This window comes from Diplocloster hominis (genome assembly GCF_032380655.1).
GTDB classification, from domain to species: domain Bacteria; phylum Bacillota; class Clostridia; order Lachnospirales; family Lachnospiraceae; genus Diplocloster; species Diplocloster hominis.
On record NZ_JAWDIY010000033.1, the window covers coordinates 37448 to 52203 of the forward strand.

Consider the following 14756-nt stretch of genomic DNA (forward strand, 5'->3'; position numbering starts at 1 on the left):
GTTATTTATTTAACGATTTTCTGTTATTATTTTAACAAACTTTCAGATATATGGGTAATATAAAAATGGAATACAGATATGTATGCGGGCACATGGGTGCTGTGCTAAAAAGTAAAAAACTCTGACCACAAATTGGGACAACCAAATCGGGACATGTCCAAATCAATTTGGACATGTCCCAGACCGGTTTGGACATGTCCCAAATCAGTTTGGACATGTCCCCAATTCCTTTTTAACGGTTTCCAGTTTTTCTAAAAACAGCTTATCCAGATCGGTGAAATGATAATCACGGTGGTAGATCAGAACATCCCGATAGCGGTGTTCTGATATTTTGCAGGACTTCTGCACCAGGCCATAGCGGTCCAGAACTTCCTGAGGCATGGGAGAAACCCACATATAGGTACCGGGCACGTTGACCAGCAGATCAAACTGGCTTCCCCTTTCATACACGTAGATGCGGCGCTTTGTCATCTTTTCGCAGCCGCTCTGTGCCGGATTCGTCACCGGCAGGAACGGAACGGCCAGGTCGCCGTGCATGATTTCCGTGTAACCGCAGATCTGCTGATCGTTTACCTGTTCTTTGCCGGCCAGAGGATGCTCTTTGGACATCAGGGCCTTGTATTCATATTCCAGAATCGGCTGGCTTTTTAAGCCCCGTTCACGGACCATGTTCTGAAAGTAATCTTCATAGAAGGCCTGGTAACGGATAATTCCCAGATTACATTCGTACTCCAGAACGCCGTTCATGATGGCCATCGTGTTGGTCTCTTTGAAGTTCAGTTCCAGTCCCCGGTCAAAATCCAGCTCATTTACAAACCGCGTAAACGCAGTGGCAATGTAACTGCCCCGCGGAACAAACGCGGAAAAGTTCTGGTTGTCTTCCTCCTGCTGCTTGTAATGAGATTCCAGATTATCAATCTGGGCCAGGATATTCCGGGCGTAGGCCAGGAATTCCTTTCCTTTCTGGGTGGGCACCACTCCCCTGGGCGTCCGCTTGAAAATCACGATCCCCAGCGTGGACTCCAGTTCTTTTACCGCTTTGCTCATGTTCGGCTGCCCCATATACAGATTATCCGCGGCCTGTGTTATGGAGCCTGTCTTGGCAATCTCTACCGCATACCGTAAATGCGCGATATTCATCTAACCCCTCCTGTTTCCTGCTAATCTTCGGGTAAAGGCGTCGTATCTACCAGTGATTTTCCTTTCCATTTTCCACTCTTTAACCGGATCAGGGAGATGATAAGCCCGATGGACCAGCCGATCGGTATCGCCCACCAGATCGCGGATTTTCCGATCACATAGGCCAGCGCGTAAGCCAGAATCACGCGGCTGCCCAGATTGCACAGGGCACTGGCCAGGAACACCTTGATATCGCCGGCGCCCCTTAACACTCCGTTTGCCGTATTCATAACTCCCATGACCACATAGAAGGTACTGACCACTCTTAAGTATTCCACCCCGACGGCGATTACTTCCAGATTACTGGCCGTATCTACAAATGCGCCCACAAAGACGTCACCCCAGAGGAATAAGATAACCGTGACGATAAGCCCGATTACCCCGCTCATGATCCAGCCGGCCCGCAGCCCTCTGGTTACCCGTTCCGGCTTTCCTGCCCCGGTATTCTGGGCGGTAAAGGTAGACATGGCATTCCCTACATTAACCATAGGCAGGATCGCTATGCTGTCGATCTTACCGGCTGCCGCGTAACCTGCCATCACCACAGACCCATAGCGGTTCACAAGTGCCTGTACCAGCACGAAACCGATGGACACGATGGACTGCTGAATCGTGGAGGGAACCGCGATCTTCCAGATGGTCTTTAGTGTCTGGAAATCAAAATAGGCGAATTCCTCCCGGATCTGCATCTTGCTAAGACGGATCATCAGCCAGATAAAGGAAAGTACCGCGGAGATCCCCTGGGAAATCAAAGTGGCATAGGCTACGCCCGCCACGCCCATTCCAAAGCGTATGACAAAGACCAGATCCAGAACGATGTTCGTAAGGGAAGAAAATGCCAGGAATACGAGCGGGGACCTGGAATCCCCCAGCGCGTTAAAGATCGAGGTCAGCGTATTATAGGTAAACAGGAAGAACATACCCGCAAAATAAATCCTCAGATACGTAGATGCGTCTGCGAACACATTATCCGGCGTGTTCATCCAGCGCAGAATCGCACCGCTTCCTCCCACTCCGATCACCGTAAGCGCGGCGCTTAATACAGCGGCGAACAAAAGGATCGTGTAGATACAGGTCTTAACCTTCCCCATCTGCCTGGCCCCGAAGAACTGGGAGATCACTACGGAAGAACCCACACTCATGCCGGTGGCTATGGCCACAAATAAAAAAGTAATAGACGCAGACGCGCCGACAGCCGCCAGCGCATCCGAGCCTACAAAATTTCCCACAATCATGGAATCGACAATATTATACAGCTGCTGAAACAGATTGCCCAGCACCATGGGTACCGCGAAGAAGAACAGCGTCTTCCCCGGCTTTCCCACTGTCATATCTTTATTCATAACAAAATAACCCCTTTAGTTGTTCTGCATCCGCACCGCAACTATTCTTAGTTTTTGAAGCTGTGAATCGGCGCTGGAATCCGCCCTCCCCTGTTCACAAACCTCTCGCAGGAAAAACCGTTCACCGGCATCACCGGCGCATAACCCAGCAGGCCGCCGAATTCCACCGTATCTCCCACTGATTTCCCGATCACAGGAATCAGACGGACCGCCGTCGTCTTCTGATTGATCATGCCGATGGCCATCTCATCCGCGATAATCCCGGAGATGGTGGACGCTTTCGTATCTCCCGGCACGGCAATCATGTCCAGGCCGACGGAGCAGACACAGGTCATGGCTTCCAGTTTTTCTAACGTTAACGCCCCCGCTTCCACCGCGTCGATCATCCCCTGGTCTTCGCTGACCGGTATAAATGCGCCGCTCAAGCCTCCCACATAGGAGGACGCCATCACACCGCCTTTTTTCACCTGATCGTTGAGCAGGGCCAGAGCCGCTGTGGTACCGGGCGCTCCCGGATATTCCAGTCCGATCTCCTGCAGGATCTCCGCCACCGAGTCCCCGATGGCCGGCGTGGGTGCCAATGACAGATCCACGATACCGAAGGGAATCCCCATTCGCTTAGACGCTTCCTGGGCCACCAGCTGGCCCACCCGGGTTACCTTAAAGGCGGTCTTTTTAATGGTCTCGCATAGAACCTCGAAGTTTTCCCCCCGCACCTGTTCCAATGCCTGCTTCACCACACCGGGGCCGCTGACCCCTACATTAATGATGGCGTCCGCTTCCGTAACCCCGTGGAACGCTCCCGCCATAAACGGATTGTCGTCCGGCGCATTGCAGAATACTACCAGCTTCGCACAGCCCAGAGAATCCTGCTCCTTTGTATATTCCGCCGTCTTTAATACAGTTTCCCCCAAAAGTTTCACAGCATCCATATTGATTCCACATTTTGTGGAACCCACATTCACAGAGCTGCACACCCGGTCGGTACAGGAAAGCGCCGCGGGAATCGAGCGGATCAGATACTCATCCGCCGTCGTCATTCCTTTGGAGACCAGCGCGGAATATCCGCCGATGAAGTTGACTCCTACCGTCTTGGCTGCCCGATCTAACGTCTTCGCGATCTCCACGAAATCCTCCGGGCATTTGCAGGCCGCCGCTCCCACCAGGGCGATGGGTGTCACCGAGATTCTTTTATTTACAATGGGAACCCCGAATTCCCGCTCGATCTCTTTTCCGGTAGCCACCAGCTTTTCCGCCAGGGTTGTTATTTTACGGTAAATATTTTCATTTACTTTCTGCAGATTGGCATCTGCACAGTCCAGCAGGCTGATGCCGAGCGTAATCGTACGCACATCCAGATTCGCCTGCTCGATCATCCGGTTGGTTTCATTTACTTCGAATATATTAATCATCGCGTTATCCCTATGCCTTCCTCTCCTTAAATCCGATGCATTTTGTCAAAAATATCTTCATGCTGGCATTTGATGGTTACCCCGATTTCATCTCCGATCTGATCCAGCTCCTTACACAGATCCGCGAACGGCTTGGTGGAATGATTCGTATCCACGATCATCATCATGTTGAAAAATTCCTGAACGATCGTCTGTGAAATATCCTCTATATTAATGTTGTTGTTCGCCAGGTATGTACACACTTTGGCGATGATGCCCACGGTATCCTTTCCTACAACGGTAATGATTGTCTTTTTCATCCTCTGCTCTCCTTCTATTCTTTTCAAATCTCTTTCTTTACGCTCTTTCTCAACAATATTTCTCCATGCACTTTTTCAAACTGCGATTAATTCCGATACGCAGTCTCTTTTTGCCACCTGGATTTTAAAATCCCCGGACTGGTACGGACACATATCCAGGTCAATTTCCAGCTTTACCGTCTCATAGGCCAGTTCCGCATAGTTATTCTCCTTGCTCAGATGACCCAGTACGATTGATTTTAATTTATCATGCAGCAGCCTGCAGAGAAGCTGACCGCTGGCCTCATTGGACAGATGGCCCCGCTCTCCCAGAATCCGCCGCTTCAGCGGATAGGGATAGGCGCCTACCTCCAGCATATGTATGTCATGGTTCGCCTCCAGCAAAAGGGCATCTAATCCCTGCAGATTCTCCACGATGTAATCTGTATAAATCCCCATATCCGTGGCAACTCCCACTGCCTTCTCGCCGCATTCCAGCCGGTATGCCACCGGATCGGCGGCGTCATGGGAAATAGAAAACGGCCGGATCTGCAGATCCTCGATCTCAAACACTTCATCGGGCCGGATCGGACAAAACAGCTCATCCGGAATCTTTCCCACGGAATTCATCCGCTTGACCGCCTCAAAAGTGGCTGCTGTCCCATAGATCGGCAGCCCATATCTTCTGGCCAGCACACCCAGGCCCTGTACGTGGTCGATATGTTCATGGGTAATCAGAATCCCTTTCATATCCCCTGTGGTCAGATCCAGTACGTTCAGTCCCTGTTCGATCCGTTTACCGCTGATTCCCGCGTCCACCAGCAGATGCGTTTTTTCACTGCCCACATAGATACAGTTCCCGCTGCTGCCGCTGGCTATACTGCATAAATTCATGCTGTTCTTCCTTTCTGATCCTGTCTTTCATTTTTCTGTCTCTTCTATCCTTTCCTGGGCATGGAGCAGCGAATGCTGCACCTCCCCCGGCAGAAGTTCACGCCTGCCGTTTCAGGATACCGCGCTTTCTCATTTTCCGGTCAATCTGGCCATATACTTCCGAAAGCTCCCCGTTATTGTCAATCTCTTCCTCGCAATGCCTGCGGTATTCTTCCGCTGACATCTGATGCGCCATGATTCGGTCCACCTTTTCATCGCTGTAGCCCCGCGAGCGCTTCAGCCGTTCCCGGCGTATTTCATCCGCCGCGTAAATATACCAAAATTCATCGCAGAGCACACGGTAATTGTCCTCAATCAGCAGCGCTGCCTCGACCAGCACCAGAGAAAGCTTTCCCGCTGCCCGCTCTTTTTCAATCTCCTCCACAATATAGGTTTTCACCGCCGGATGGATAATCTTCTCAAGCTTTGCCAGCAGCTCCGGCTTTTCGAATACCAAAGCCGACAGCCTTGCCCTGTTGACAGTCTGATCCCCGTTCAGGATGCCGCTTCCGAAGGTCTCCACTACCTGATAATAGCCGGGCTGCCCGGTCTCCATCATCAGATGGCCCACTTTATCGGCCTGTATCACCCGTGCGCTATAATTTCTCCCTATATACTCCAATATGGTACTTTTCCCGGAACCGACACCTCCGGTGATGCCAATCACTTTCATACGATCCGCTCCTACTTCGCTTCGTACCAGTTTTCCCCTTCGTGCATATCGATTTCCAACGGCACGCTTAAGTCCGCCGCCCGATGCATCTCCTCCGACAGAATCTTCTGCACTTCTTCCACTTCGCTTCTGTCTGCCTCGATCAGCAGCTCATCATGCACCTGCAGGATCAACCGGGATTTTAATTTTTCCTTTTTCAACCGTTCGTTCACATGGATCATTGCGATCTTAATGATATCCGCCGCCGTTCCCTGGATCGGCGAATTCATAGCCACCCGCTCCCCGAAGGAGCGCTGCATAAAATTACTGGACTTTAATTCCGGCACCGGCCGCCTGCGTCCGAACATGGTGGTCACATATCCCTCTTCTTTTGCATGGATTACCAGATTATCCAGAAACTTCTTCACACCCGGATAGGTTTCAAAATATTTCCCGATATAATCCGCCGCTTCCTTTCGGGTAATACTAAGGCCCTGGCTCAGTCCAAAGGAACTGATGCCGTAGACGATACCAAAATTCACCGCTTTGGCGTTGCTCCTCTGCTGCGGGCTGACCTCATCAAAGGGAGTGTGGAACACCTGGGAAGCGGTCATCCGGTGAATATCCGCCGCTTCGCGGTATGCGTGAATCAGATTCTCATCCTCCGACATATGCGCCAGTACCCTCAGCTCGATCTGGGAATAGTCCGCGTCGATAAAGACATAACCGGGTGCGGGTATGAACACTTTTCGAATCAACCGGCCTAATTCCATCCGGATCGGTATATTCTGAAGATTCGGCTCCGTGCTGCTGATTCTTCCGGTGGCCGTAATCGTCTGATTAAATGTGCTGTGGATTCTTCCGTCCGCCGCAATGTAAGGGGCCAGCCCATCCGCATAAGTGGATTTTAATTTGGCCAGCTGGCGGTATTCCAGAATCAGCGATACGATCTCATTTTCCGGGGCCAGCTTTTCCAGCACATCCGCCGCTGTGGAGAACCCGGTCTTTGTCTTCTTCCCTCCGGGAAGCTTCAGATGGTCGAACAACACCACACCCAGCTGTTTCGGAGAATTGATATTAAACTCCTCTCCGGCCATCTCATAGATGCTCTGTTCCAGCTGCGCGATCTTGATTCCCAGCTCTTCCCCGTAGATCTTAAGTTCTTCCGCCTGTACCAGGATACCGGCCTGTTCCATATCATAGAGGGTAAACACAAGCGGCATCTCCACCGTTTGGAAAAGCCGGAGCATATCCGTGTCCTTAAGGCCCGTCCACAGTTCCTCCGCCGCTTTCCAGGCGATATAAGCCATATAACAGACACAGGTCAAGAATTCCTGGGGCTTTTCTTCCTGCGCGGTGGACCAGCCTGATTTGCCCAGCAGATCCATCCGGGACGGAATCATCATTCCCAGATATTCCTTTGCAAGATCATCATAGGAATAACTGTCCTTTAACGGATTCAGCAGATACGCGGCGATGTTACAGTCGAACAGCCGCTCCTTCCCTGAATCGGTCAGGGAAATCTGCCCCAGCTGGCTTTTAAGATCCAGCGTCGCCGCCGTATCCGTGCCCGCTATCAGCTTGCCCAGCTGTTCCTTCAGGTACTCTTCTGTCACAAAGCCTTCCACCGGAATATAACAGATTTCCTTATCGCCGCAGGCAAGAGCCAGCCCGAGAACCTCATCCTCCGCTATCCATACGAAGCCGATCCGGCTGTTCTTCTTTTTCGGATCCGGTTTCAGGACCTTCTGAAACACTTCCTCCACATCCTGCAGCAGCGTGGCTTTGCGAAAATGTCCCTCCACCTTTTGTGCCGGTACTTCCACATGAAACCGGCTCATCATATTTTTAAATTCCAGCTGTTTAAACAGGTTATAAGCCTCCGGTGTATACAGTTCACCCAGCTTCGCCTTATCCAGCGAAAACGAAATGTCGCAGTCCACACAGATCGTGGCCAGGGTTTTACTCATCTGAGCCATATCATAATGATCCCGCAGCGCTTCTTTCGCCCGGTTCGGCTTAATCTCATCCACATGGGCATAAGCGTTCTCGATACTGCCATAGTCCACGATGATCTTCGTCGCTGTCTTTTCCCCTATTCCCGGAACCCCCGGAATATTATCCGAAGCGTCCCCCATCAATGCCTTGACATCGATAAACTGGGTGGGCGTCACCTGATAACTCTTACATACATCCTCCGCGTAATAATCCTCGACCTCCGTGGTTCCCCGTTTCGTCTTGGGAATCCGGATCTTCACCTTATCCGTAGCCAGCTGCAGCAGGTCCCTGTCTCCGGACACCACTGATACCTCCAGGCCCAGTTCCTCGCAGCGTTTGGATATGGTACCCAGCAGATCATCCGCCTCATATCCTGCCTGCTCGATCACCAGAATCCCCATGGCGCCCAGTACTTCCTTCATCACCGGAACCTGCTGGTGCAGTTCATCCACCATCGGTTTCCTGGTTCCCTTATAGTCCCCAAACATCTCATGCCGGAAGGTCGGCGCATGCACATCAAACGCCACGGTCAGGTAATCCGCCTGCTCCTCCTCCAGAATCTTAAACATTATATTTAGAAATCCATAAATCGCGTTTGTATGCAGTCCGTCCGAATTCGTCAGATCCGGCACGCCGAAAAACGCCCGGTTCAGTATGCTGTGCCCATCTATCAATACAATCTTCTCGCTCATATTTCCCTCCAGTGACGCATTTCCTGCGTCTTAAATTCAGGTATGGGTGAACACTAAGTTCCAATCTTATCTGCTCGTTTATGCCCATCCCGGCCATCCTGCTTTTACCCCAGGCGCCCCCTGAGACTTGCCCTATAATACTATACACTAAATATGGCCATTTTTAAACCTCTTTTAGAAAAAGAATTTCCCGCGAAAATTTCACAGGACTTCTCCGCTGCCCGTCCACTTTCCTATGAAATATGAAAGAAAAAGACTGATTGTCCTGGAAACAATCAGTCTTTTTACTAACTGCGGATGGAGGGACTTGAACCCTCACGCCCTTGCGAGCGGCAGATTTTGAGTCTGCTGCGTCTGCCATTCCGCCACATCCGCTTATCTCTTCACTCAGCACTTAACTACTTAGTGAACCGAAATTTATTTTAGCATAAACTTCCATCCATGGCAAGCACTTTATAAAATTTTCTCAGCTCAATTTTTACTCAATCTTCCCTGTCCATTTTGCTCTGAATCCGCCTTATGTAACTTAGTCACATAAGTTCTCCCTCACGGGCGCTATAATAACCATATTCATTTAAAAAGGAGATGCGCAGGCATGAAAATATGTATTGTAGGCGGAGTGGCCGGCGGCGCCAGTGCCGCTACCAGACTGAGGCGCCTGGATGAGAAGGCTGAAATACTATTGTTTGAGAAAGGTGAGCATATCTCGTATGCGAACTGCGGACTGCCTTATTATCTGGGGGGAACCATCCGGCAGCGGGACTCGCTGATCGTTACCAAACCGGAGTTGTTATGTAAACGCTTTAGGGTGGATGTCAGGACCCGGAGTGAAGTGCTGAGTATAAACCGGCAGGAGAAAAAAATCTTGGTGCGGGATTTGATGAACGGAACCGATTATGAGGAATCGTATGATAAATTAATTCTGTCCCCGGGCGCCAGCCCGAAAGTACCTCCGCTTCCGGGTATGAATTCCGACGGTGTGTTCACACTGCGCAATGTCACGGATACTTACCGGATAGACGACTATCTTCAGGAAACCAAACCGGCGGCGGCCGTGGTAGTAGGCGGCGGCTTTATCGGTGTGGAGATGGCTGAAAATCTTGTGGAACGCGGACTATCCGTTACTCTCGTGGAGTACGCGGATCAGGTGATCGCGTCTCTGGACCCGGAGATGGCGAATATCCTGCACCGTCACCTGTCGGAACACGGAGTAAACTTAATGCTGGGAACCGGTATAACCGGAATCTCCCACGATTCCAGCGGCCTTCACGCCGGCCTCACCTCCGGGGAAGAGGTATCTGCAGGTTTGATTCTTTTGTGCATGGGTGTGGCTCCCGACTCCCACCTGGCGAAGGATGCCGGTCTGGATCTGTGGCTGAACGGCAGTATCGCGGTCAATGAATACTATGAAACCTCTGATCCGGATATCTATGCGGTGGGTGACGCGATCAGCGTAACGCACCTGGTCAGCCAGACGGAAACACTGGTTCCCCTGGCAGGTCCCGCCAACAAACAGGGACGCACCGCCGCGGAAAATGCTCTCAAGGGCAGGAAGCGAAAGGGAAGCCCGGTGCAGGGCAGTTCCGTCCTTAAGGTATTTGATCTGACCGCCGCATCGACGGGATTAAATGAAAAGCAGCTGCGTCAAATGGAACTTCCTTATAAAAAGACATATGTACATCCTCAGTCCCATGCTTCTTATTACCCCGGGGCCTCTCCGATATCTATGAAAATGCTGTTTGACGATGACGGACACATATTAGGCGCCCAGGCAGTCGGCGCAGAAGGAGTGGAAAAGCGCATTGATGTACTGGCGACGGTGATTCGGCTGGGCGGTACCGTGTACGATCTGGAACAGCTGGAATTATGTTACGCCCCTCCTTATTCTTCGGCCAAGGACCCGGTCAATATGCTGGGGTACACTGCCTCCAATATTTTGAACGGGGATATGCCCGTCTTTTATGCGGAAGAGGTTTCCTCCCTGGACCCGCATACAGTAACCCTGCTGGATGTAAGCACTCCTGATGAAATTCTGATGGGTACGATACCGGGCTTCCGGAGTATACCGCTTGATACATTGAGGGAAAACCTGAACCGGCTGGATCCCGGGAAACCTGTTTATGTCACCTGCCGGGTGGGACTGCGGGGATACCTGGCCACCCGTATCTTACTGCAGCATGGTTTCCGCGCTTTTAATTTAAGCGGCGGATATCGGACTTATTCTCTGACCGGCGCTTATACGGCACCGTCTGCCGCAGCGAAACCGGATACCGATATATCTGAAAAACCAGTCCCCCCGGTAAAGCGGTTGACCGTGGATGCCTGTGGACTGCAGTGCCCCGGGCCGATCATGAAAGTATCGGAAAACATGAAAGCGTTAAAAGAGGGGGAAACTCTCTGTATTCAGGCTACTGATCCCGCCTTTTCTTCCGATATCGGCGTCTGGTGCCAGAGGACCGGCAATCGTTTGATCAGCACCTCCTGCGAGAAAGGGATCTATACCGTTATTCTCCAAAAAGGAGACACTGCTGTGCAGGCTGCCCAGTGTGAACCCCCCTCCCCAGGAGATGATAAAACCATGGTCATTTTCAGCCAGGATCTGGATAAAGCCATCGCTTCCTTTATCATCGCCAACGGTGCGGCAGCCATGGACCGCAAGGTAACTATGTTTTTTACCTTCTGGGGATTGAATATTTTGCGGAGGCCCCATAAAGTATCCCTCAAAAAAAATTTTATGGAAAAAATGTTTTCAGGAATGATGCCCAGAGGAAGCCAAAAACTAAAGCTGTCGCATATGCAAATGGGGGGAATTGGCGCCCGTTTGATCCGCAAACTTATGAAGGATAAAAATGTAGCTTCTCTGGAAGAACTCATCGCATCCGCCCGGCAAAACGGCGTGCGAATCGTGGCCTGCCAGATGTCCATGGATCTCATGGGCATCCGCAGGGAAGAGCTTTTAGACGGTGTTGAGGTCGGTGGTGTGGCCACTTTTCTGGGGGCTGCGGAGACCTCGGATACCAACTTATTTATCTAAAAATTTGCTCCATCTTTTGTCGTAAAATGCGACATTTTCAATGCTTCAAAACGGGGTAAGTGCTTGACTTTTTCATCGCTTCTATCTAAAATCAAATCTGCACCGTAAAATTTGATACCATGATCGGGGAGGGGAAATCATGTCAACAACAGATCTGCAAGAAGCACTGAAAGAAAAAGAGAAGGAAATCCTCCGTTTGCAAGCAGATAATACGAATCTGTATCAGACTGTCTGTACATTGAATCAAACTTTAAACCGTATGATTGACGTATTTATCTGAATTGCGAAAATCTTTCTCCTATTATCTGGAGGACATTCTAATTGTCTTTCACTCACATAGTAAACGCCACGAGGGCCTTTCCTGACTTCGTGGCGTTTCCATTCTGCTATTTTCTCACTTAATCGCTGTACAGTTTTTCCAGCGCCTCATTTTCACCCAATATGATATAGGTGTCGTCAACCTGCGCACTGCGGTCAGGATCGGGGGTCGGGATGATCCGTTCCCCATCTTTTCTGGCAATCACATTCAGTCCAAAGCTGCGCAGATCCAGCTGGCGCAAAGACTTTCCGATCCAGTTCTGAGGGGTGACCACCTCCACCATGCTGAACGAGTTGGACAATTCCATCGTGTCTATAAAATTACCGGATATAATATTGCGCGCTGTCCTTACTCCCATGGCGCGTTCCGGGAAAATAACCTTATCCGCGCCCACTTTCTGCAATACCATACCATGAATATCATTGTGTGCTTTAGCAAGGACATACGGAACCCCGCATTCCTTTGTGACGATCGTCGCCATGATACTGGCTTCCAGATTCTCACCGATCGCGATAATCGCACCATCCAGATTGTGAAGTCCCAAAGAACGCAACGCCTCCGCATCCGACACATCTGCCCGGAAGGCATGGGTCACATAATCTGCGATGTCCTGCACCTTTTCCACTTTCCAGTCCACCGCAAGCACCTGACAGCCGTTCTTTGCCAGCGTCAGAGCCACGCTGCGTCCAAACTCTCCCAACCCGAATACTGCAAACTCTTTCTTGGCCATGACCAATTCTCCTTTTATTTATCCAATAATAATCCGACGCTCCGGCAGTTCCCGCATGGTATCCTTCTTGGAATGGCGGACAGAAAAAGCAACTGCCATGGTAATCGGTCCAATCCTGCCGATATACATCGTAATAATCAATATAACCTTGCTGAACATACACAGATCCGCGGTCACACCCCGGGACAAGCCCACCGTTCCGATGGCAGAAACGACCTCAAACAGGGTATCTACCAGCGAGATATCCTCCACCGCGCAGATCAGCAGGGAAGCGCTTAAAACAACCCCGATACTGATCACTACCACGGCCAGTGCCGTCCGAAGACTTTCCTGGGCTATCTTGCGCTCAAACACTTCCGTATTCGTCTTACCGCGGACTACCGCCAAAACGGTCAATACCACCATACCCACCGTGGTCGTCTTCATACCGCCTGCCGTACCGGCCGGCGAACCGCCCACGATCATCAAAAGCAGTGTAACCAAAGTGGAGCCTTCCCGCATATTCTCCTGCGGAAAAGAAGCAAATCCCGCCGTCCTGGTCGTCACAGACTGGAACATCGAAGCCATAAATTTCTGAAACACATTCAGATTCCCTATGGTCCCCGGATTATTAAATTCCAGCACAAAGTACACAAGCGTTCCGAAAGCGATCAGAATCCCTGTAATCACCAGCACCAACTTGGAATGCAGCGCCAAATTCTGAAACGGCCTGTAATTTTTCACATCTTTCTTCCTGGACTCCTTAAATACCCTGACCACATCCCACCAAACAATAAATCCCAGGCCTCCAAGAACGATCAAAAGCATCGTCGTAATATTAATCAACGGATTTGTCATATAAGGGACAAAACTGGTTTCCCCAATCAGATCAATTCCCGCGTTACAAAACGCGGATACCGCATGGAAGATCGAATACCCCACACCTCTTACAAAACCAAATTCCGGTATAAACTGAAAGCTGTATAAAACAGCGCCGGCCAGCTCCACCACCAGCGTACCCGCCAGGATCTTTTTCACCAGTTTCACCAGTCCCGACAGGGTATCCAGATTATAAGTCTCCTGAATCAGCATCCGGTCCCGAAGGGTGATCCGCTTTCCAACGATAATAAACACGCTCATCACCATCGTGATGACTCCCAGTCCGCCCAGCTGGATCAAAATCAAAATAATGATCTTCCCAAAGAGGCTCCAGTGGCTGGCCGTCACAAAGGTGACCAATCCTGTCACACATATACTCGTCGTCGACATAAACAGCGCATCTATGGGATTTGTCCAGGTCCCGTCTGCCGAGGAAACCGGCAGCATCAGAATGACTCCTCCTATCACAATAGCCGACAAAAATCCAAACGCTATCGTCCTGGTTGTATTCATCTGGAGTCTCTGCATAAACTTCTTCAAACTGATTAACATGATATTCCTCTGCTCACCGAAACACGGTTCTATTTTGCACATCTCATGCTCTGGTCCGGTACTTTACAAAGCCTAATTATAACCTTTCACGCCTCCGGTTGCAAGTTATATTTGTATTAATTATGGAAATTGTATTTGTTGATGACGGCTATGTTGAGATTTTCTGCTAAGGGACGGGAAGAGAGGGAAGCGGCGGGGCCTTGGAACCGGGCGGCTCATCTCCTGGGGCCAAATCACTTCGGCCGGAACTAAGAACAGCTAACTCCGAAGGCGGGAGAACCTCTTATTGGCAGGGCCCGGAACAAACTCGCCAAAAACCGGCTCGGACAGTGTTCCAGGCCCTGCGAGGTTCTCCCACCTTCTGCGTAAGCTGTTCTAAGTCCCGGCCTCAAGTGATTTGGCCCCAGGAGATGAGCCGCCCGGTTCCAAGGCCCCGCCGCTTCCCTCTCTTCCCTGCTATACAAAACGCCTGCCTGCATGTTCCGACAATAGTATTAGAAGTCTAAAGTATCCCGGAGTCTAAAGTATCCCAGGTATGATTTTGCATCTAAGGTCTCTCCAAAGTAGGAGTGTGCAGGAGCAAGGAGGACTTCCGGGAAGGGGGAACAAAAGGAACGGGTGCCGAATCGCTTGAGTCCGTGTCTTAGAACGGGTTACGCAGAAGAGGACGAAACCTCGCAGGACCCGGGGCGGTTCTTTCTGAGAGTTGGGTATAGCCTGGTAGCCGGAATGCCCGCATACTTATACATTAAGCCGGTTGCGGGCATTCCGGCTAC

General features: G+C 50.8%; 11 protein-coding genes and 1 tRNA gene. 2 read left to right on the forward strand and 10 right to left on the reverse strand.

Going from position 1 to position 14756, the window contains the following annotated elements; all coding sequences use genetic code 11:
* Positions 1-204 precede the first annotated feature (204 nt).
* From ABC831_RS21580 to ABC831_RS21615, 8 genes are all read right to left on the reverse strand, one after another.
* Positions 205-1140 (reverse strand): LysR family transcriptional regulator, encoded by a 936-nt coding sequence (locus ABC831_RS21580; protein WP_343250141.1) that lies wholly within the window; start codon positions 1138-1140, stop codon positions 205-207.
* Positions 1141-1160: 20 nt separating this feature from the next.
* Positions 1161-2522: an MATE family efflux transporter gene (locus ABC831_RS21585; RefSeq protein ID WP_343250142.1), complete on the reverse strand. Its 1362-nt coding sequence runs from the start codon at positions 2520-2522 to the stop codon at positions 1161-1163.
* Between the two features lie 47 nt (positions 2523-2569).
* Positions 2570-3934 (reverse strand): PFL family protein, encoded by a 1365-nt coding sequence (locus ABC831_RS21590; protein ID WP_343250143.1) that lies wholly within the window; start codon positions 3932-3934, stop codon positions 2570-2572.
* A 26-nt stretch (positions 3935-3960) separates the two neighbouring features.
* Positions 3961-4233 (reverse strand): ACT domain-containing protein, encoded by a 273-nt coding sequence (locus tag ABC831_RS21595; RefSeq protein ID WP_343250144.1) that lies wholly within the window; start codon positions 4231-4233, stop codon positions 3961-3963.
* A gap of 75 nt (positions 4234-4308) precedes the next feature.
* Positions 4309-5106 (reverse strand): MBL fold metallo-hydrolase, encoded by a 798-nt coding sequence (locus tag ABC831_RS21600; protein ID WP_343250145.1) that lies wholly within the window; start codon positions 5104-5106, stop codon positions 4309-4311.
* A gap of 97 nt (positions 5107-5203) precedes the next feature.
* Positions 5204-5818: a dephospho-CoA kinase gene (gene coaE, locus ABC831_RS21605; protein WP_343250146.1), complete on the reverse strand. Its 615-nt coding sequence runs from the start codon at positions 5816-5818 to the stop codon at positions 5204-5206.
* An 11-nt stretch (positions 5819-5829) separates the two neighbouring features.
* Positions 5830-8487 (reverse strand): DNA polymerase I, encoded by a 2658-nt coding sequence (gene polA, locus ABC831_RS21610; protein ID WP_343250147.1) that lies wholly within the window; start codon positions 8485-8487, stop codon positions 5830-5832.
* A 292-nt stretch (positions 8488-8779) separates the two neighbouring features.
* Positions 8780-8862 (reverse strand) — tRNA-Leu (locus ABC831_RS21615).
* A 220-nt stretch (positions 8863-9082) separates the two neighbouring features.
* On the opposite strand from ABC831_RS21615, the gene ABC831_RS21620 reads away from it, so the two are divergent.
* Both ABC831_RS21620 and ABC831_RS21625 read left to right on the forward strand, forming a co-directional pair.
* On the forward strand, positions 9083-11521 hold the full coding sequence (locus tag ABC831_RS21620; protein WP_343250148.1) for a DsrE/DsrF/DrsH-like family protein: 2439 nt from the start codon (positions 9083-9085) through the stop codon (positions 11519-11521).
* A gap of 139 nt (positions 11522-11660) precedes the next feature.
* Positions 11661-11801, forward strand: a complete 141-nt coding sequence (locus ABC831_RS21625; RefSeq protein ID WP_343250149.1) for a hypothetical protein — start codon at positions 11661-11663, stop codon at positions 11799-11801.
* A gap of 118 nt (positions 11802-11919) precedes the next feature.
* On the opposite strand, the gene ABC831_RS21630 is transcribed toward ABC831_RS21625, so the two are convergent.
* Both ABC831_RS21630 and ABC831_RS21635 read right to left on the reverse strand, forming a co-directional pair.
* Positions 11920-12570, reverse strand: coding sequence for a potassium channel family protein (locus tag ABC831_RS21630; RefSeq protein WP_343250150.1), 651 nt, complete (start codon positions 12568-12570; stop codon positions 11920-11922).
* 18 nt (positions 12571-12588) lie between these two features.
* A complete protein-coding gene (locus ABC831_RS21635; RefSeq protein ID WP_343250151.1) occupies positions 12589-13980 on the reverse strand; it encodes a TrkH family potassium uptake protein in 1392 nt (463 codons plus the stop codon).
* Positions 13981-14756 lie beyond the last annotated feature (776 nt).

Bases quoted from the DNA above. Each gene is read 5' to 3' on its own strand.
- ABC831_RS21580 (WP_343250141.1), bottom strand. From the start codon at position 1,140: ATGAATATCGCGCATTTACGGTATGCGGTAGAGATTGCCAAGACAGGC.
- ABC831_RS21585 (WP_343250142.1), bottom strand. From the start codon at position 2,522: ATGAATAAAGATATGACAGTGGGAAAGCCGGGGAAGACGCTGTTCTTC.
- ABC831_RS21590 (WP_343250143.1), bottom strand. From the start codon at position 3,934: ATGATTAATATATTCGAAGTAAATGAAACCAACCGGATGATCGAGCAG.
- ABC831_RS21595 (WP_343250144.1), bottom strand. From the start codon at position 4,233: ATGAAAAAGACAATCATTACCGTTGTAGGAAAGGATACCGTGGGCATC.
- ABC831_RS21600 (WP_343250145.1), bottom strand. From the start codon at position 5,106: ATGAATTTATGCAGTATAGCCAGCGGCAGCAGCGGGAACTGTATCTAT.
- coaE (WP_343250146.1), bottom strand. From the start codon at position 5,818: ATGAAAGTGATTGGCATCACCGGAGGTGTCGGTTCCGGGAAAAGTACC.
- polA (WP_343250147.1), bottom strand. From the start codon at position 8,487: ATGAGCGAGAAGATTGTATTGATAGATGGGCACAGCATACTGAACCGG.
- ABC831_RS21620 (WP_343250148.1), top strand. From the start codon at position 9,083: ATGAAAATATGTATTGTAGGCGGAGTGGCCGGCGGCGCCAGTGCCGCT.
- ABC831_RS21625 (WP_343250149.1), top strand. From the start codon at position 11,661: ATGTCAACAACAGATCTGCAAGAAGCACTGAAAGAAAAAGAGAAGGAA.
- ABC831_RS21630 (WP_343250150.1), bottom strand. From the start codon at position 12,570: ATGGCCAAGAAAGAGTTTGCAGTATTCGGGTTGGGAGAGTTTGGACGC.
- ABC831_RS21635 (WP_343250151.1), bottom strand. From the start codon at position 13,980: ATGTTAATCAGTTTGAAGAAGTTTATGCAGAGACTCCAGATGAATACA.